This is a genomic window from Paraburkholderia sp. 35.1 (assembly GCF_050436525.1).
GTDB classification, from domain to species: domain Bacteria; phylum Pseudomonadota; class Gammaproteobacteria; order Burkholderiales; family Burkholderiaceae; genus Paraburkholderia; species Paraburkholderia tuberum.
The window spans coordinates 744,636-763,563 of sequence record NZ_JBNDMJ010000003.1 but is presented as its reverse complement, the minus strand read 5'-3'; the positions used below and the strand labels follow the sequence as shown (position 1 = coordinate 763,563).

Annotated in this window: 17 protein-coding genes; 9 read left to right on the top strand and 8 right to left on the bottom strand. The window is 67.5% G+C overall.

Annotated features, from left to right (window positions below; genetic code table 11):
- Window positions 1–32: 32 nt before the first annotated feature.
- Complete coding sequence (locus tag OKW27_RS23495) at window positions 33–953, bottom strand: LysR family transcriptional regulator (RefSeq protein ID WP_187610861.1); 921 nt, start codon at window positions 951–953, stop codon at window positions 33–35.
- A 101-nt stretch (window positions 954–1,054) separates the two neighbouring features.
- On the opposite strand from OKW27_RS23495, the gene OKW27_RS23490 reads away from it, so the two are divergent.
- From OKW27_RS23490 to OKW27_RS23450, 9 genes are all read left to right on the top strand, one after another.
- The gene (locus OKW27_RS23490) at window positions 1,055–2,368 is read left to right on the top strand and encodes a YbfB/YjiJ family MFS transporter (RefSeq protein WP_429335041.1); all 1,314 of its coding nucleotides are present in this window, start codon (window positions 1,055–1,057) and stop codon (window positions 2,366–2,368) included.
- Window positions 2,369–2,455: 87 nt separating this feature from the next.
- Window positions 2,456–3,487 (top strand): threonine aldolase family protein, encoded by a 1,032-nt coding sequence (locus OKW27_RS23485; RefSeq protein WP_429335040.1) that lies wholly within the window; start codon window positions 2,456–2,458, stop codon window positions 3,485–3,487.
- A 126-nt stretch (window positions 3,488–3,613) separates the two neighbouring features.
- Window positions 3,614–4,144 carry an NUDIX domain-containing protein gene (locus OKW27_RS23480; protein WP_090801064.1) on the top strand — a complete coding sequence of 177 codons (531 nt, stop codon included), beginning with the start codon at window positions 3,614–3,616 and terminating at the stop codon, window positions 4,142–4,144.
- Between the two features lie 184 nt (window positions 4,145–4,328).
- Window positions 4,329–5,477 (top strand): iron-containing alcohol dehydrogenase, encoded by a 1,149-nt coding sequence (locus OKW27_RS23475; protein WP_184061468.1) that lies wholly within the window; start codon window positions 4,329–4,331, stop codon window positions 5,475–5,477.
- Between the two features lie 28 nt (window positions 5,478–5,505).
- Window positions 5,506–5,955, top strand: coding sequence for an acyl-CoA thioesterase (locus OKW27_RS23470; RefSeq protein WP_187610865.1), 450 nt, complete (start codon window positions 5,506–5,508; stop codon window positions 5,953–5,955).
- Window positions 5,956–5,959: 4 nt separating this feature from the next.
- Window positions 5,960–6,904 carry a branched-chain amino acid ABC transporter permease gene (locus tag OKW27_RS23465; protein WP_429335039.1) on the top strand — a complete coding sequence of 315 codons (945 nt, stop codon included), beginning with the start codon at window positions 5,960–5,962 and terminating at the stop codon, window positions 6,902–6,904.
- Window positions 6,897–8,258: a branched-chain amino acid ABC transporter permease gene (locus OKW27_RS23460; RefSeq protein ID WP_429335038.1), complete on the top strand. Its 1,362-nt coding sequence runs from the start codon at window positions 6,897–6,899 to the stop codon at window positions 8,256–8,258. The genes OKW27_RS23465 and OKW27_RS23460 overlap by 8 nt, the downstream gene beginning before the upstream one ends.
- On the top strand, window positions 8,255–9,055 hold the full coding sequence (locus OKW27_RS23455; protein WP_187610867.1) for an ABC transporter ATP-binding protein: 801 nt from the start codon (window positions 8,255–8,257) through the stop codon (window positions 9,053–9,055). The genes OKW27_RS23460 and OKW27_RS23455 overlap by 4 nt, the downstream gene beginning before the upstream one ends.
- Entirely contained in the window at window positions 9,052–9,777 is a 726-nt protein-coding gene (locus OKW27_RS23450; protein WP_429335037.1) for an ABC transporter ATP-binding protein, read from the top strand. Before OKW27_RS23455 ends, OKW27_RS23450 begins: the two co-directional genes overlap by 4 nt.
- A gap of 22 nt (window positions 9,778–9,799) precedes the next feature.
- Here the strand turns inward: OKW27_RS23450 and iolB are convergent, their stop codons facing one another.
- The 7 genes from iolB to OKW27_RS23415 form a co-directional block, all read right to left on the bottom strand.
- On the bottom strand, window positions 9,800–10,600 hold the full coding sequence (gene iolB, locus OKW27_RS23445; RefSeq protein WP_429335036.1) for a 5-deoxy-glucuronate isomerase: 801 nt from the start codon (window positions 10,598–10,600) through the stop codon (window positions 9,800–9,802).
- Window positions 10,597–11,505 (bottom strand): myo-inosose-2 dehydratase, encoded by a 909-nt coding sequence (iolE, locus tag OKW27_RS23440; protein WP_429335035.1) that lies wholly within the window; start codon window positions 11,503–11,505, stop codon window positions 10,597–10,599. The genes iolB and iolE overlap by 4 nt, the downstream gene beginning before the upstream one ends.
- Window positions 11,506–11,524: 19 nt before the next feature.
- On the bottom strand, window positions 11,525–13,504 hold the full coding sequence (iolD, locus tag OKW27_RS23435) for a 3D-(3,5/4)-trihydroxycyclohexane-1,2-dione acylhydrolase (decyclizing) (RefSeq protein ID WP_429335034.1): 1,980 nt from the start codon (window positions 13,502–13,504) through the stop codon (window positions 11,525–11,527).
- Window positions 13,501–15,525 carry a bifunctional 5-dehydro-2-deoxygluconokinase/5-dehydro-2-deoxyphosphogluconate aldolase gene (locus OKW27_RS23430; protein ID WP_429335033.1) on the bottom strand — a complete coding sequence of 675 codons (2,025 nt, stop codon included), beginning with the start codon at window positions 15,523–15,525 and terminating at the stop codon, window positions 13,501–13,503. Before OKW27_RS23430 ends, iolD begins: the two co-directional genes overlap by 4 nt.
- A gap of 86 nt (window positions 15,526–15,611) precedes the next feature.
- Entirely contained in the window at window positions 15,612–16,418 is an 807-nt protein-coding gene (locus OKW27_RS23425) for an ATP-binding cassette domain-containing protein (RefSeq protein ID WP_090801043.1), read from the bottom strand.
- A 13-nt stretch (window positions 16,419–16,431) separates the two neighbouring features.
- Window positions 16,432–17,622: an ABC transporter permease gene (locus tag OKW27_RS23420; RefSeq protein ID WP_090801041.1), complete on the bottom strand. Its 1,191-nt coding sequence runs from the start codon at window positions 17,620–17,622 to the stop codon at window positions 16,432–16,434.
- A gap of 175 nt (window positions 17,623–17,797) precedes the next feature.
- Window positions 17,798–18,844: a sugar ABC transporter substrate-binding protein gene (locus tag OKW27_RS23415; RefSeq protein WP_429335032.1), complete on the bottom strand. Its 1,047-nt coding sequence runs from the start codon at window positions 18,842–18,844 to the stop codon at window positions 17,798–17,800.
- Window positions 18,845–18,928 lie beyond the last annotated feature (84 nt).

The window sequence follows — 18,928 nt, the reverse complement described above, 5'->3', positions numbered from 1 at the left end:
GTCGAACCTGGTCGGCGGGGCGGATTCAACGATCAGACCACGTTCGCATCCGCGGACGCCACCGCATCCACCTCGGCCGTCCCTTCCTGTGACGCCACCAGCGTGCGTCGCAGCGCATTGAGCGCCGACGAAAAATGCCCGCGTCGCCACACCAGCAGCGTGTCGATCATGCCGATATCGGGCAATTCGTGCACCGCGATATTGCTCGTGTCGGTCTGCAGATCGAGCACCGAGCGCGGTGCGACCGCGACGCCCGCGCCGGCCGCCACGCACGCGACGATCGCGTGATACGAGCCGAGCTCCAGCACCCGTTGCGGCCGCGTGCCGTGCTCCAGATACCACTTCTCGATATACGCGCGATACGCGCAGCCCCGCTCGAACGCGATCAGCGTCGATAGCGCGATGTCGCGCACTTCGCGGATCGGCCGATGACCGCGCGGCGTCAGCATCACGAGTTCCTCGCGGAAGATCGGCACGGTCTCGAACAGATCGCCGAGCGTGGCCGGATCGAGCGGCGTCGCGACCAGCGCCGCATCGACCTCGAACTCGCGCACCCGCTCGATCAGCCTGCCGGTCGTGCCGGTCTCGAGTTCCAGTTCGACGGCCGGCCATTGCTGGTGATATTGCGCGAGCAGGCCCGGTAGACGCGTCGCCGCGACGCTTTCCATCGTGCCGAGACGCAGACGCCCGCTCGGACGATCCTCGCGCACCGCGTGCCGCGCCTCGTCGGCGAGCGCGAGCAGCCGTTCCGCGTAGGGCAGCAGCGTCTCGCCGGCCGGCGTCAGCACGAGGCGGCGGCCGTCGCGGATGAATAGCTCGGTGCCGAGCTGTTCCTCGAGCTGCTTGATGCGCGTGGTTACGTTCGATTGCACGCGATTGAGCTTCGCCGCGGCGCGCGTCACGCCGTTTTCGCGCACAACCGCGCGAAAGATGGTCAGAGCGGCCAGATCCATGATTCTCTCCGGGCGATGGATAACATCATAATTATTCATTTTTCGTGATTCAAAGGTCAAGCTAGTATGAATTCATACCATCGCCGTTTGACCGTCCGATCATGAACGATCTCGCTTCCCACGCGTACCCGCGCTTCCACGAGCCGCACGCCGCCCGGCGCGCGGCGCTCGCCTGCATGGTCACGTTGGCCGTCGCGCTCGGTATCGGGCGCTTCGCATTCACGCCGCTGCTGCCGCTGATGCTGCACGGCGCCGCGCTCGGCCAGCCGCAGATCGATATCCAGCATGGCGGCTGGCTCGCGTCGTTCAATTACGCCGGCTATTTCGCCGGCGCGATGACGTGCGCGGCGCTGCGGGTCGAGCCCGCGCGCATGGTGCGCGTCGGACTCGCCGCGACCGTGCTGCTGACGCTCGCGATGGGCGTCACCGGCCAGTTCTGGGTGTGGGCGCTGGTGCGCTTCGTTGCCGGCGCGGTCAGCGCATGGACCTTCGTGTTCGCGTCGCAGTGGGGCTTGCGGCGGCTCGCCGAACTCGGCGCGCAGGCGTGGAGCGGCGTCATCTATACGGGGCCGGGCGTGGGCATCGTCGGCACCGGCTTGCTGGTCAGCGTCGCGGGCGGCTATGGCGCGGTGGTCGGATGGATCGGCTTTGCGGTGATCGGCGCGGTGCTGTCGGTGCTGGTGTGGCCGGTGTTTGGCGAAGCGCGGCGTGCGGGAACGGCGAAGCCTGCCGCTGCAAGCTCCGCAACCGCAAAGCCCGCCACCGGATCGCGCGCCAGCGCAAACCAGCCGCCTCGTACGGCCGGCATTCAGACGAGCCATGCCGTCCACCGCGCCGACGCGTTGTGGCTGGTCCTGCTCTACGGTATCCCGGGCTTCGGCTACATCATCACCGCGACCTTTTTGCCGGTCATCGCGCGCCACGCGTTGCCGGGCTCGGCTTGGCCGGACCTGTTCTGGCCGATGTTCGGTGCGGCGCTGATCGTCGGCGCGTTGCTCGCCGCGCGTTTGCCCGTGCATTGGGACAACCGCGCGCTGCTCGCGGGCTCGTATGTGCTGCAGGCGCTCGGCATCGCGCTGGGCATCGTGTGGCCGACGACGGGCGGATTCTCGCTCGGCAGCATCCTGATCGGCCTGCCGTTCACCGCGATCACGCTATTCGCGATGCGCGAGGCGCGGCGTCTGCGCGGCGACGACGCGGCCGGGCTGATGGGTTATGCGACGGCGGCCTATGGCATCGGTCAGATCGCGGGTCCGTTGGTGGCCGCGCCGATTGCCGCGCACACGGGGTCGTTTTCGCTGGCGCTGTGGCTCGCCGCGGGCGCGCTGCTGGCGGGGGCGGCGGGCCTGATCGCAGTGACGCGCGTGCCGCGTGGCCCGCGCCGTGGCCGCATGCCGGATTGCGGTTGCAGCTAAGACGCGAAAACAAATCTCGCACGAGCGCACTAAAATGACCGCTTTCCGTCATTCCCTCGCGCCTGTCGCCGGGCGCGTCGCTCGACCATGCAACATTTCGCGTCCGACAACTACGCCGGCATCTGTCCCGAAGCGCTCGACGCGCTGATCGCCGCCAACAACAGCGGCCACGAGCCGTCCTACGGCGACGACTCCTGGACCAACCAGGTCTGCGACCGTCTGCGCGACCTGTTTCAGACCGATTGCGAAGTGTTCTTCGTGTTCAACGGCACGGCGGCCAATTCGCTCGCGCTCGCGTCGCTGTGCCAGTCGTACCACTCGGTGATTTGCCACGAACTCGCGCACATCGAGACCGACGAATGCGGCGGTCCCGAGTTCTTTTCAGGTGGCTCGAAACTGCTGACGGCGCCGGGCATCGCCGGCAAGCTCACGCCCGATGCGATCGAGTCCATCGTCACGCGGCGCGCCGATATCCACTATCCGAAGCCCAAGGTCGTCACGCTGACGCAGTCGACCGAGGTCGGCACCGTCTACAGCGTCGAGGAAGTGCGCGCCATCGCGGCGATCGCGAAGCGTCGTCATCTGAAGGTGCACATGGACGGCGCGCGCTTCGCGAACGCGGTCGCCGCGCTCGACGTGCATCCGTCGGAGATTACGTGGCGCGCGGGCGTCGACGTGCTGTGTTTCGGCGGCACCAAGAACGGCTTGCCGGTCGGCGAGGCGGTGGTGTTCTTCGACCGCGCGCTCGCCGACGATTTCGCCTATCGGTTGAAGCAGGCGGGACAGCTCGCATCGAAGATGCGCTTCATCTCCGCGCCGTGGCTCGGCCTGCTCGACAACGACGTGTGGTTGCGCAATGCGCGTCACGCGAACGCGATGGCGCGTCTGCTGGAGACGCGGTTGCAGGAAATCCCCGGCGTGAGCATCATGTTTGCGAGCGAATCGAACGCGGTGTTCGCGCAGTTGCCGCCGCATGCCGCGAAGGCGATGCGCGCGCGCGGCTGGAAGTTCTACGAGTTCATCGGCGCGGGCGGTTGCCGGCTGATGTGCGCGTGGGACACGCAGTCCGACACGGTCGAGCGTTTCGCCGCCGACGTGCGTGAGCTGTGCGTCGCGTGATGGAAGACGCGTGAGGTTGCTGGAACCCGAGTTACCACCGGCGCCTCGATGCACCACTCGGCACACGCGCAAAGCCACCCAACTACGCCCCGCCAGAAAACACGAAACAAAGAGACGTCCCCCGCCATGACCGAGTACCGATTCTGTCCCCGCTGCGCGAAGCCCCTGACCGAACGCGCCGACCCCGACCACGAGGGCGGCCGCGTCCGTCAGAGCTGTCCCGATACCGAGTGCGGCTACGTCCATTGGAATAACCCGCTGCCGGTCGTCGCGGCGATCGTCGAGTACGAGGGCAAGATCCTGCTCGCGCGCAATGCGGCGTGGCCCGAGGGCATGTTCGCGCTGATCACCGGCTTCCTCGAAAACGGCGAGACGCCGGAGCAGGGCATCGCGCGCGAAGTGATGGAGGAGACGTCGCTGCACGCCGGGTCGGTCGAGCTGATCGGCGTGTACGAATTCATCCGCAAGAACGAGCTGATCATCGCGTATCACGTAAAGGCGCATGGGACGATCGCGCTGTCGCCCGAGCTGCTCGAATACCGGCTCGTCGAGCCCGCGAAGCTGCGGCCGTGGCGCGCGGGCACCGGCCAGGCGCTCGGCGAATGGATGCGGCGACGCGGGTTGCCGTTCGAATTCGTCGAGCGGCCGGGGCAGTGAGGCGTTCGGCCCATCGAGCCGCAACATTAGCCAGCACACAGACGACGCAGAAATCACAGCCAACATGGAGACAGCCCACAACGCACGCGACACCACACGACTCGGCACATCCATCGACGCATCACCGAACCGATCATCCACGTCAACCGGCGGTCAATGAGCGCACGCTCAGGGAGAAAACGGCATGGCCTACATCTACTACCTGACCCATATTCATCTGGGCTACGACGCCCTGTCGCAACTGTCGTCCGAGTGCACGCGCATCGGCATCGAGCGGCCTCTGGTGATCAGCGACAAGGGCGTCGTCGCGGCCGGCATCGCGCGGCAGGCACTCGACGCGCTGAAGCTCGGCGACGTGCCGCTGTTCGACGACACGCCGTCGAACCCGACCGAGGAAATGGTGCTCGCGGCCGCCCAGGTGTATCGCGACGAGCGCTGCGACGGGCTGATCGCGGTGGGCGGCGGTTCGTCGATCGATCTCGCGAAGGGCGTCGCGATCGCGGCCACGCATCCGGGGCCGCTCACGCAGTACGCGACGATCGAAGGCGGCAGCGCGAAGATCACCGACGCCGTCGCGCCGCTGATCGCGATTCCGACCACCGCCGGCACTGGCAGCGAAGTCGCGCGCGGCGCGATCGTGATTCTGAACGACGGCCGCAAGCTCGGCTTTCACTCGTGGAATCTGCTGCCGAAATCGGCGCTGTGCGATCCCGGTCTCACGCTCGGCTTGCCGCCGGGGCTGACCGCCGCGACCGGCATGGACGCGATCGCGCATTGCATCGAGACCTTCCTCGCGCCGGCCTTCAATCCGCCCGCCGACGGTATCGCGCTCGACGGCCTCGAACGCGCGTGGCACAGCATCGAGCGCGCGTGCGCGGACGGCCGCGATCGCGAGGCGCGCCTGAACATGATGAGCGCGTCGATGCAGGGCGGGATGGCGTTCCAGAAGGGCCTCGGCTGTGTGCACTCGCTGTCGCATCCGCTGGGCGGCCTGAAGGTGAACGGCCGCACGTCGCTGCATCACGGCACGCTGAACGCGGTCGTGCTGCCCGCGGTGCTGCGCTTCAACGAGCGCGCGCCGAGCGTGGTGGCCGAGCGTCGCTATGCGCGCATGCGTCGCGTGATGGGGGTGCCCGAGCATGCGGATCTCGCGCAGGCGCTGTTCGACATGACGGCGCGGCTTGGACTGCCGACCGGCCTCAGGCAAATGGGCGTCGACGAAAGCATGTTCGACAAGGTCGTGCAGGGCGCGCTGGTCGACCATTGTCATCGCACGAATCCGCGCGAGGCGAGCGCCGACGACTATCGCCGCATGCTGACCGAGTCGCTGTGATCCTCGCATCCACCCACCGCCACCTCCGATGAACAAACCCGCCCCCGCCGGCCGCGCCGCGTATCCGCATTTCCTGCCGATCACCACGCGCTGGATGGACAACGACGTCTACGGCCACGTGAACAACGTCGTCTACTACAGCTATTTCGACACCGTCGTGAACGAGTATCTGGTCCGCGCGCGCGTACTCGATTTCGAACACGGCACGACGATCGGGCTGGTCGTCGAGACGCAGTGCAACTACTTCGCGCCGCTCGTGTTTCCCGATCGCATCGAGGCGGGCTTGCGCGTCGCGCGGCTCGGCACGTCGAGCGTGCGCTACGAGGTGGGGCTATTTCGCGACGGCGACGCCGAGCCCGCCGCGCAAGGGCACTTCGTGCACGTCTACGTGGATCGCGCGACGCGCCGTCCCGTGAACCTGCCCGCCGAGCTGCGCGCGGCGCTCGAACCGTTGTGCGTCGTCGGGCCGGCGGACTAGACGCGTGCAGTCGTTCATCATCACTCTGCTCAACGGCCTGAGCTACGGGCTGTTGCTATTCATGCTGTCGGCCGGGCTGACGCTGATCTTCAGCATGCTCGGCGTGCTCAACTTCGCGCATGCGAGCTTCTATATGCTCGGCGCGTACGTCGGCTTTTCGGTGGCGTCGCGCGCCGGCTTCTGGAGCGCGCTGGTGGTTGCGCCGCTCCTCGTCGGGCTGCTCGGCGCGGCGCTCGAACGCTGGCTGCTGCGGCGCGTGCGCGGGCGCGGGCACGGGCATCTGCCCGAACTGCTGCTGACGTTCGGCGCCGCCTATCTGCTCGGCGAATTCGTCAAGCTCGGCTGGGGGCTCGGTCCGCTGTCGGCGAGGATTCCGGCGGTGCTCGACGGTCCGCTGTTCTCGCTGTACGGCGCGGTCTTCACGCGCTACCGCGCGTTCATGATGGCGGTGTCGCTCGCGATGCTCGCGGCGCTCGTCGCGATGCTGCGCGTGTCGAAGATTGGCTTGATCGTGCGCGCCGCGCTCACGCATGCGCAGGCCGTCGAAGCGCTCGGGCACGACGTGCCGCGCGTGTTCACCGGCGTGTTCGCGGCCGGCACCGCGCTCGCCGCACTGGCCGGCGTGATCGGCGCGCCGCTGTTCGTCATCGAGCCGGCGATGGCGGAGTCGCTCGGCTCGATCGTGTTCGTCGTGGTCGTGATCGGCGGGCTCGGGTCGCTGAGCGGGGCGCTCGTCGCGTCGCTGCTGGTGGGGTGCCTGCAAACGCTGGCGGTCGCGAGCGATCTGTCGTTGGGCGACGTGGTGTCGCTCGCCGGCGCGGTGCTGCCGCCCGCATGGGACGCGCTGACGCTCGCGCAACTGGCGCCGCTGCTGCCGTACCTGCTGCTCGTCGCGGTGCTGGCGACGAGGCCGCGCGGGCTGTTCGGACGGCGTGACGATCATGCGTAAGCGGAGCGGGTCGTCAAACGCGCTGGAAAGCGAGGTGCCGCCTCGCGGGGGCGGCCGTGCGCTCGCGCCGTGGCTCGCGCTCGTCGCCTTTCTGGCCGTACCGCCTTTCATCTGGCCGCACAGCTGGCTGCTCGGCTATCTCGCGCAAAGCGCGACGATGATCGTGTTCGCGCTGTCGTACAACCTGCTGCTCGGCGGGACCGGGCTGCTGTCGTTCGGGCACGCCGCTTATGCGGGGCTCGGCGCGTTGATCGCCGCGCGGGTGTTCAACGCGGGCGGCGTGCCGCTCGTGCTGCTGCCGTTGCTCGGCGGCATCGGCGGCGCGCTGTGCGGCGTGCTGTTCGGCTTCATCGCGACGCGCCGTGCCGGCACCGCATTCGCGATGATCACGCTCGGTCTCGGCGAGCTCGTCGTCGCGGCCGCGTGGACGCTGCCGGGCTGGTTCGGCGGCGAGGCGGGCGTCGCGATCGATCGCGCGAGCGGGCCACTGTTCGGCGGCTGGAGCTTCGGTCCGGCGCGCGAGGCCTATGCGCTGATCGCGCTGTGGAGCGTCGTGGCCAGTGTCGCGATGTTCGCGCTGTCGCGCACACCGTTCATGCGGCTCGCGAATGCCGTGCGCGACAACCCGGCGCGCGCGGCGGCGATCGGCTGCTATCCGCGGCGGATTCGCTATGGCGTGATCGTGCTGTCGGCGTTTTTCGCGGGCGTCGCGGGCACGCTCGGGCTGATCAATATCGAGCTCGTATCGACTGAGAGCGTCGGCATGATGCGCTCGGGCGCGGTGCTGATCGCGACCGTGATCGGCGGCACGGCGGCGTTCTTCGGGCCGGTCGCGGGGGCGATCGTGCTGACGTTTTTCAGCGTGGTGGTCGCCAGTGTCACGCGGGCGTGGCTGTTCTATCTCGGACTGTTCTTCGTCGTCGTCGTGCTGGCCGCGCCGGATGGGCTCGCCGGCTTTGCCTCGCGGCAGACGGCGCGGATTGCCGCCAACGGCTGGCGACGTTGCCGTGCCGCGTATTGGTGGAGCGCGGCGGCGGGGTTGCTGTGGCTCGCGGCCATCGTGTTCGCGGTGCAGTGGGCCTATGCGGCGCAGTTCGGCGCGGACGAAGGTGCGGTTTCAGGTGGGTTGTTCGGCGCATGGTTCGGCGCCGGTGCAGGTGCGGGCGCTGGCGCGGGTACCGATGTCACCGTCGCGCCGCCGCTGTCGGCGCTTGCCGCCTCGCCGCTTCCTCTTGCGCTGGCGCTCGTTGCGCTCGCCGCTCTGGCCGCGCTGACCACGCGCCATGCGCTGCGCGCGCATGCGCGCCTCACGGCCCATGCACGCGCGGCACGATTCCCCGGAGCCGCACGATGATCCCCGCACTCGCGCTCCACGGCATCGAAAAGCGTTTCGGCTCGACGCAAATTCTGCGCGGCGTCGATCTCGCGATCGAGCCAGGCGAGCGGCACGCGCTGATCGGCCCGAACGGCGCGGGCAAGTCCACGCTGTTCAACCTGATCGGGGGCGGCGCGCGGCCGAGCGCGGGGCGTATCCACCTGTTCGGCGCGGACATCACGCGGCTCGCGCCGGCCGCGATCGCGCGCCGTGGCCTCGCGCGCAGCTTTCAGAGCACCAGCGTGTTCGCGCGGCTGTCCGTGTTCGACAACCTGCGCTGCGCGGCGCAGCTTGCCGAGCGCGATCGCACGCGCTGGTGGCAGCGTCTGACCGGCACGGCCGCGGTCGATGCGCGCGCGGCCGACGTGCTCGACGCGGTCGGCCTCGGCGCGCGCCGCGACGTCGCGGCCGGCACGCTCAGCTACGCGGAGCAGCGCGCGCTCGACCTCGGCATCGCGCTCGCGGGCGGCGCGCACACGCTGCTGCTCGACGAACCGACGGCGGGCATGAACCGCGCGGAAGCGGCACGCGCGATCGAGCTGATCCGCGACACCACCGCCGGCCGCACGCTGCTGATGGTCGAGCACGATATGGATGCGGTGTTCGCGATCGCCGATCGCATTTCGGTGCTGGTGCAAGGGCGCATCATCGCAAGTGGATCGCCGGCCGCGATTCGCGCCGACGCGGCGGTACGGGCCGCGTATCTGGGTGAACGCTTCGACGTCGGCTCAGGCGCGCGGGCGGGTGATGAACCGGACCACGGAGCAGGCCGATGAGCGCACTGCTCGACATTTGCGACCTGAATGCGTGGTACGGCGCGAGCCAGGCGTTGCACGGCGTCACGCTGAGCATCGAGCCCGGCGAAGTGGTCGCGCTGGTCGGCCGCAACGGCTCGGGCCGCTCGACGCTCGCACGCGCGATCATGGGCCTCGTGCGCTGCGAGGGCGAACTGCGTTTCGCGGGGCGTTCGCTCGCCGGTCGGCGCACGTTCGAGATCGCGCGGCTCGGGCTCGGCTATGTGGCCGAGCATCGCGACGTGTTCGCCGCGCTGAGCGTGCATGAAAACCTGCTGCTCGGCATTGCGCCGGCTGCCGCATCGCGTGCGCGCGGCCGCGCGCCGCGCTTCACGCTCGACGACGCGTACGCGCTTTTTCCCGTGCTCGCCGGGCGCAAGCGCACGCGCGCCGGCGCGCTGTCCGGCGGCGAGCAACAGATGCTCGCGCTCGCGCGGGCGCTGCTCGGAGATCCCGATCTGCTGTTGATCGACGAGCCCGGCGAAGGGCTCGCGAGTCTCGTGATGCAGCAGGTCGCCGCCTGTCTGCACGCGCTGCGCGAGCGTGGCGTCGCGATGTTGCTGATCGAGCAGAGGCTCGTGATCGCGCGGGACATCGCGCGCCGCGTCGCGGTGATGGGGCACGGCGAGATCGTGTTCGACGGCGCGCTGGCGTCGTTTATGTCGCGCGACGACGTGATGCGCGAATGGCTCGGGGTGGGCTGACGCGCGACTACGATCAAATTAGTCAAGCATCCTTGTTGATGATCCATTCGTGCGCCGGATCGTTATGGAAATGCCAGACCCGCTGGCTGCCCGCCATCACGTTCAGATAATACGAGTCGTAGCCGTACGGCACGACGACCGGGTGATAGCCGCGCGGCACCATCACGACGTCGTGATCCTCGACGGCCATCGATTCGTCGATATCGCGTGAGTCGGTGTACACGCGTTGGAATGCGAAGCCTTGCGGCGGATCGAGCCGGTGGTAATAGGTTTCTTCGAGCGAGCTTTCGAGCGGGATATTGTCGGTGTCGTGCTTGTGCGGCGGGTAGCTCGACGCGTGACCGCCCGGCGTTCTCACTTCGACCACCAGCAGCGATTCCGCCGGCTCGGTGTGCGGAAGAATGTCGCACACGTAACGCGTATTCAGCGACTTACCGCGCGGCGAGCGCTTCATCGACGCCGGCTCGATCAGCCGCGCCGGATACTCGCCCTTGGCCGGCGCGCTCGCGACACCGATCTCCGCATCGCGGCATGCGCGCACCGTCGCGCGCACATTCGGCGGCACATACACCGCGTACGGCGCCGCGTCTTCGAACACGCTGTCGCGTGAGCCGAGCGAGCTCCACGTCGTGCCCGGCGTTTCGATATCGACCGCGCCGCTCAGCACGACGATGCACGCTTCACGCGCCGGCTCGAACACGTAGACGAGTTCGTTCGCGCCGAGCCGGTACGCGGCGAATCCCACATAGCGCCAGCAGGCCGACTGCGGCGTCACGCGCGCGATCGTCTGGCCTTCGCGCTCTGCCTTCACCAATAAGCTCATTCTGCCTCCTTGCCGAGCGGCGCATCGACGAGCGCCCGCAAAGTTCCATATCCCTTCTGCGCATAGTCGAACGGCGGCGCGACCACCGGGTCCTGCTCCGCCTCGACGACGAGCCAGCCGCAATAACCGTGCCGCTTCAACCGGTCGATCAGCGCCGGAAAATCGACCGCGCCGTCGCCGGGCACCGTGAACGCACCGGCGATCACCGCATCGAGAAAACTCCAGTTGCGATTGCGTGCGAGCTTCATCACGGCGGGGCGCACGTCCTTGCAGTGCACGTGGCAAACGCGCGCGATGTGTTGGTCGAGCACGGCCAACGGATCGCCGCCCGCCAACGTGATGTGCCCGGCGTCGAACAGCAGGCCGACCGCGTCGCCTGTGCGCGCCATCAACTGATCGACGTCGGCAGGCGTTTCGACGTACGCGCCCATATGATGATGATAGGCGAGCCGCACGCCGCGACTCAGCGTATAACGCGCGAATTCATCGACGCGTGCCGCGTAGCCGGCCCATTGCGCATCGCCGAAAAAGCGCGGCCGTTGATACAGCGGGCGCGGCGCGCCCTGGATCGAATCGGCGACTTCACCATACACCATCACGGTCGCGCCGTTCTGCGCGAGCAACTCCAGATGCGGGCCGACCGCGTCGATTTCTTCGGCGACGCTGCGCCTGGCCAGTTGTCCCGAGTACCAGCCGGACACGAGCGCGAGGTCGTATTGCGCGAGCAGCGTTTTCAGCGCTTGCGGCTCGCGAGGAAACTTGTTGCCGAGTTCGAAGCCCTGATAGCCGATCTGGCGACCCTCGGTCAGCGCGACTTCGAGCGGCGTCTCGCCGCCGATCGACGGCAGGTCGTCGTTCATCCACGACAGCGGGTTGATGCCGATGCGTACGTCGAAAGCAGTCATGCCGGAGTCCTCATGGTTCTCAGTCGTGATCGGCGCCCTGTGACGGCGCAGGCGTCGCGGGCGGCGCCGCGCGCGCGGCGAGCTGCGCGTCGTACTTCGCGCGGGCCTCGCGTACCTCGGTGCGCGTCGATACTTCGGGCACCGCGACTTCCCACCACCAGCCACCGTCTTCGGTGGTGCGAGCCGGGTCGGTGTCGATGCTGATCACGTACGTGCCTCGCGCCGCGCGCGCGCGTTGCAGTGCCGCTTCGAGCTCGGCGAGATTGCGCGCATGCTCGGCTTGCGCGCCGAGCGCGCGCGCATGCGCGGCGAAGTCGATGCGCGGCGCGCCTTCCGGTGCGTGTACGCAATCGTCGAGCAGATTGTTGAACGGTGCGCCACCGCAAGCCTGTTGCAGTCGATTGATGCAGCCGAAGCCGCGATTGTCGAGCACGACGACGATCAGCTTCGCGCCGAGCATCACCGAGCTCGCGATCTCGCTGTTCATCATCAGATAGCTGCCGTCGCCGAGAATCACGATCACCTCGCGCTCGGGCCGCGCGAGCTTGACGCCGAGGCCGCCCGCGATCTCGTAGCCCATGCACGAATAGCCGTATTCGACGTGATACGCGCCGGGCCGGCCCGCGCGCCATAGCTTGTGCAGATCGGCGGGCAGCGTGCCGGCCGCGCAGACGACGATGTCGTCGGTCGGCGAGTGCGCGCTCGAACGCTGCACCGCGCCGATCACGTCGCCCTCGTAGGGCAGTACCGCGTCGCGTTGCGGCGCATGGGTGAGCGTGTGCACGGTGTCGCGCCAGCTCGCCGCGAGCTTGTGTGCGCGCGCGGTCCAACTGCGCTCGGCGTGCCAGCCATGCAGCGGCCCCGTTAGCGCATCGAGCGCGAGTTTCACATCGGCTTCGACGACGAAGCCGCGATGCTTGAGCGCGTCGAATCCGTTCGCGTTGATCGCGATCACGTCGGCTTGCGTGAACAGCGTGTTCGAGCCGGTCGTGAAGTCCTGCAGCCGCGTGCCGAGCGCGAGCACGCAGTCGGCGTCATGCGCAAGCGCGTTGGCAGCCGCTGAGCCGGTCACCCCGAGCGCGCCGGCATTCAGCGGATCATTCCACGCGAGCGAGCTTTTGCCGGCCTGCGTTTCCGCGATCGGCACGCCATGCGCGCTCGCGAAACGGTGCAGCGCATCGGCCGCGCGGCTGTACAGCACGCCGCCGCCCGCGACGATCAACGGACGCTTCGCGTGCCGCAAGCGCGCGCACGCGGCGTCGATATCGTCGCTACGCGGCGCGGGTGCATGAAAGCGCACGACACGCGGCGTGAAAAAGTCCTCCGGGAAGTCCCACGCCTGCGCCTGCACGTCCTGCGGCAGCGCCAGCGTGACGGGGCCGCACAACGCGGCGTCGGTGAGCACGCGGATCGCGCGCGGCAGCGCGCTCAGCAATTGCGCAGGATGCACGATGCGGTCGAAGTAGCGCGACAGCGGCTTGAACGCGTCATTCGCGGACACGCCGCCATCGTTGAAATCCTCGACCTGCTGCAAGACCGGATCGGGCGCGCGCGACACGAAGATGTCGCCGGGCAACAGCAGCACCGGCAAACGGTTCACGTGCGCGAGCGCGGCCGCGGTCAGCAGATTGGTGGCACCTGGGCCGATCGACGTCGTCACGGCCATCATGCGGCGGCGAAAGTGCGCCTTCGCGTAGGCGATCGCACTGTGCGCCATCGCCTGCTCGTTGTGCGCGCGCAAGGTCGGCAGCGCGTCGCGATGCTGATACAGCGCCTCGCCGATGCCCGCGACGTTGCCGTGACCGAAAATCGCGAACACGCCGCCGAACAGCGGTTCGACGTTGGTGCCGTCTTCGCTGGCGACGCGTTGCGCGGCCAGATAGCGCACGAGCGCCTGCGCCATCGTCAGGCGAATCGTGCCGCCGGTGCGCGCAGGCGCGTGCGCTTGCGTCGCGCCGCTGGCGGATGGGGTGTCGTCATCCATGATGCGCTCGTTCATGCGGCCTGCTCCTGATGAGCGTGATGAGGTGTGCCATGCGCCGCCGGTTCGCCGCGCGCACCGCGCCATGCGGCGATCAGCGTTTCGAACGTGAGGCGCACGCGCGCGATCAGTTCGTCGTCGCCAATTTCACCGGCGAGCCACGCATGACTCGGTTCGTGAAAGATCGTGCGGCCGACCGTGAAGCCGCGGCACGTCGCCGCTTGCGCGGCCGCGCGAAAGCCCTCGCTCAATTGCTCGACCGCCGCCGATAAACCGAGCAGCACGACGCCACGGCAATACGGATCGCGCTCGGCGATCAGCGCGTCGATGGCCTGCCATTGCGCGGCGTCCATCGGTTCGAGCTTCCACCACTCGGGGTAGATGCCGAGGTTGTAGATGCGCTTTAACGCGCGATACACGATGTCCGGTCCCTGCGGCAGCGACGCCTGCTTCGGAGGAATCACTTCGAGCAGCAGTTCGTGGCCGCTTGCCTGGGTCGCGTCGTACAGCGCGCGCAGTTGCGCCTCCTGTTCGAGCCGCTGCTCGATCGGCTCGTCGGGATGAAACTGCACGAGGCATTTGACGACGTGTTCCTGCGGCCACGCGATCAACGTGGTGCCGATCGAACGACCATGATCGAACATGAGCGGCACGGAGCCGGGCAGTTCGACCGGGCGGCCGATCCACCAGCCGCGACCGGTCGCGGCATTCAGCGCGTCCTGACCATAGCGGTCGTCGATCAGTACGCCGATGCGTCCCTGCAAGTTCAATGCACGTTCGGTTTGCGCGACCGCTTCGACGAACAAGCCCTTCAACCGGGCAATGCGCGCTTCGTCGGCACCGGTCTGCTGCGCGAGTTCGAAGAACGGGTTGCGATGGTCGAAAGCGAAGCCGAGCACCTCGTGCCACGCTTTGCGCGCCGGCGACACGCGATGCAGTCTTGCGAGCTTCGCATCGCGATCGGGGCGGCGCATGCGTTGCGGATCGGCCTGCGCTTCGCGCAGGAAGTAGTCGAGTTCGGCCGGTGTCGGCATCGCCGGGGAGCAGCCGTGCCGAGACACGACCAGCGCGCCGCTCGCATTCGCGGCGCGCGCGCAGGCGTCGAGCGGCTGATCGCGCAGCCAGCCGGACAGGAAGCCGGAAGCGAACGCGTCGCCCGCGCCGAGCACGTTCAGCACTTCGACTTCGACGCCGCCATGAATCGGCGCATCGTCGAGCGATGCAGGCACCTCGCCGTCGATGATCTGACAGCCGAGCGGCCCGCGTTTCAGCACGAGCGTGGCCGGCGTCACCGCGCGCACCATCGCGAGCGCGTCGGCGAGGTCGGTCTTGCCGCCGGCGATGCGAAACTCTTCCTCGGTGCCGATCACCAGATCGAACAGCGGCAGAATCCGCTGCAAATGCGCGCTGACGCCTTCGCTCGCGACGAAACGCGTCTCGCCGTCGGCCTTGCCCGTGAGTCCCCACAGCACCGGGCGGTAGTCGATGTCGAGCACGGTGCGCACGTCGTTGCGGCGCGCGTAGTCGAGCGCGCGACGGCTCGTGCGATTGACCTGCTCGGTCGAGAAATGCGTGCCGGTGATCAGCAGCGCTTTCGACGACGCGATGAACGCCTCGTCGAAGTCGGCCTCGTCGACCGCCATGTCCGCGCAGTTCTCGCGGTAGAAGATCAGCGGAAAGGTGTCACGGTCCTTCAGGCCGAGCAGCACGAGCGCGGTCAGCCGATCGTGATCGATGCGCACGCGACTCACGTCGCAGCCTTCCTTCGTGAGCGTCTCCGTCAGGAAGCGCCCCATGTGATCGTTGCCGACGCGCGCCAGCATGGCCGCGGCAAGCCCGAGCCGGGCGCAGCCGAACGCGATGTTCGCCGACGAGCCGCCGAGATACTTCGCGAAGCTCGACACGTCTTCGAGCCGTGCGCCGACCTGCTGCGCGTACAGATCGACGGCCAGCCGGCCGAGGCACACGATGTCGCGGGCGCGCCCCGGCGCGAACCGGCTGCCCGCTGCGTTACCGCTGGAGGTGCTGGAGTGAGCCATGAATAGTCCTGAGTAACAGTGCGCGGTAGGTGCGCGTCGGCCAGCCGGGCGAAACGCGCCGAGGCTGGACGTGCCGCGCGAATCGGTCAGATCGTCGCGCCTTCGAGTTCGCCGATCATCTTCTGCATCTCGGCGCCGCCGGCCATCATGTCGAGCACTTCATTCTTGCTGATCGTCTGTTTGGTGAACGTGCCGAGCGAGCGGCCGCGATTGAGCAGCGTGAACGAATCGCCGATCGGATACGCGTGGTGCACGTTGTGCGTGATGAAGATCACCGAGATGCCTTTGGCGCGCGCCTTGTGGATCAGCTTCAGCACGTTGAAGCTCTGCTTGACGCCGAGCGCGGCGGTCGGTTCGTCGAGAATCAGCACGCGTGCGCCGAAGTGGATCGCACGCGCAATCGCCAGACATTGACGCTCGCCGCCCGACATCGTGCCGATCGGCTGATGCGGGTCGCGCACGTTGATGCCCATTTCGGCGAGCTTGTCGCGCGCGGTGGTTGCGCAGGTTTCGAGGTCCATCACGTTCAGAAGGCCGAACAGCTTTTTCTGCGGCTCGCGGCCCATGAAAAAATTGCGCGCGACCGATAGCAGCGGCACCAGCGCGAGATCCTGGTAGACGGTTGCGATACCGAGATCGAGCGCGTCTTTCGGCGACGTGAAATGCACCGGTTTGCCGTCCACCCGGTAGGTGCCTTTGCTCGGCTGATACACGCCCGCGAGCGTCTTGATCAGCGTCGACTTGCCGGCGCCGTTGTCGCCGAGCAGGCAATGCACTTCGCCGCGTATGAGGCGCAGCGTGATGTCGTTCAGCGCGATAATGTTGCCGAAATAACGGCTGACGTTTTCCAGCGACAAAATGATGTCGTCGGTGTTCTGTTCCGGGGTGCTCATCGTGAACCTCCGTCTAGCGCGATGCCGCGACGCGGCCGCGCACGTAGTGGTTGAACAGCACGGCGAACAGCAGCATCACGCCGAGGAACACGCGGAACCAGTCGGAATCGACGTTGGTGTACGTGATGCCGATCTGCACGACGCCGAAGATCAGCGCACCGAAGCATGCGCCGATCACCGAGCCGTAGCCGCCTGTCAGCAGCGTGCCGCCGATCACCGCGGCGATGATCGCCTCGAACTCCGCCTGCAAACCGCGGTCGGCCGCGGCCGAACCGATGTCGCACACCTGAAGTACTGCATACAGGGCCGAGCAGAACGCGGTCAGCACGAACAGCGAAATCTTCACGCGACGTACCGGCACGCCGACGTTCTTGGCCGCGTTGGCATCGCCGCCGACCGCGAAAATCCAGTTGCCGAAGCGCGTCCTGGCGAGCGTGAACGCGCAGACCACGGCGAGCACGAGCCACCACAGCAGCACCTTCGGAATGCCCGGCACGAGCGGCGTGCCGTTGTCGAGCAGCTTCACGAGGCCGAGGTGGCCGAGCCACACGAACAGACCTTTGAACGCGACGCCCTGGAAGAACGTGTGCGCGAACCAGTCCTGACGTGCGACGTCGCCGACGCCGGAGATGATGGTGCGATCGGCGAACATCACCGATAGCGCGAGCGTGAGACCGCGCAGTATGAACAGGAACGCGAGCGTGACGATGAACGACGGCAGGCGCGTGCGTATCACCAGATAGCCGTTGAGCGCGCCGAGCAGCATCGAGCCGACGAACGCGAACAGGATCGCCAGCCAGATCGGCCAGTGGAAGTACATGGTCGGCAGCGCGACCATCATGCCGGCAAAGCCGATCATCGAACCGATCGACAGATCGAACTCGCCGGCAATCATCAGCAGGCACGCGCCGACCGAGATCAGACCGAGATAGGCGGCGACCTGCGCCCAGTTCATCACGCCGTCGAGGTTGAACATCCCCGAGTTGCCGGCCGCCACGCCGAACACGATGAACACCATCACGGTGCCGGCGAGCGCCGCGAATTCCGGTCGGCCGAGCAGATGGCGGAACCAGGATTCCTCGCGCACGCGTTCGTCGACGGCAGCGGATTGCGAGGCGGTCGTCGCAGCAGACTTCGCCGGGTCCTGCGGATCAGGCGGCGGTTGCTTGCGGTGATGGGGATGAAACAGGTCGGCGACACCCATTGAAGCTCTCCTTGATACGCCCGCGACCGGCGGGTCGGCGCAATGCCGTGGGCGTTTGCGAATCCGCTGAGCGGGCGGGCGCCGGCAAGACGCCATGCGTCCCGCCGGTCACTGCCTTTTAACCTGGCCGCCGGCGCGGCGGCTCAGGCGCGCGATGCGATGCGTTGCCGTGCGTTCAGCGGTACTGACCCGCGTACTTCAGCACCTTGTCGACGTTGGCCTTCGTGATGAAGCCCGGGCCCGAACCGATATTGCGCGGCCCGTAGGACGGCGTGAGCCCATAAGTGGCAAGACGCTCCTTGAACTTCGGATTCGCCTGCAGGATCTCGCGGATTTTGGCCGGATCGGTGGTGTGGTCCTTCTTCACGATCGCGAGCACGGCAACCGGGATATAGCCCTGCAGGTACGGTTGCTGGTCGATCGCGAACTGGATCGTGCCGTCCTGGATGCCCTTCGCGATGTCGCTGTCGAAGTCGAACGTCGCGAACCAGATCTTGCCGGCGAGGCCCATCTGCTGCAGCGCCTTCAGCGTCGGATCGGCCGACAGCGGACCGAGCGTCAGCACCGCCTGGGTATCCGGATGATTGCGCAGGAACGCGCTGACCTTCGACTGCACGCCGGTCGGGTCCTGGCCCGTGTCGAGCGTCGAGGTTTTGAAGTTGGCGCCGATCGCTTCGGCGAAACCGCGGCAGCGTTCGAACGAAGCCGGGTTCGTCGCGTAGTGGTTCACGCACAGGAACGACTTGATGCCGGCGGCCTTGGCCTTTTCTCCGGCGGCTTTGCCGGCCGCGAACTCGGGCTGGCCGACGTGCATGATCGCGCCGAGCTTCGCGCTTTGCTCCTCGGTGCCCGAATTGATCGTGACGAGCGGAATGTGCTTTTCGGTGACCTTCGCGATCGAACTCTTCAGCACGTCGAAGTCGGCGATCGACACGATCACGCCGTCGTAGTTGCGCGCGGCCGCCTGTTCGACGAGACGCGCCATGTCGGCGATGTCGCCGTTCGGCGGGTTGCGGTAGTCGGTCTGAACGTTGAAGTCCTCGTCGGCCTGCTTGATCGCGTTCTTGATCGTGTTCCACCACGAGTCCGAATCCGGCGCGTGGCTGATCAGCACGAAGTGGGCCTCCGCCGCGCGGGCGGCCGAGGCCGCGCCGAATCCCGTCGCCAACGTCAACGCCGTCACCAGAATCCTGAGCGTTGCCTTGCCTCTGCAAAGTCTCATTGTCTCCACCTTTCTCGGTCTGTCGTTCGTTATTGAGGGAGCGACTGGCGGGCGGCTTTCCATTCCGATGACCCACACAACGAG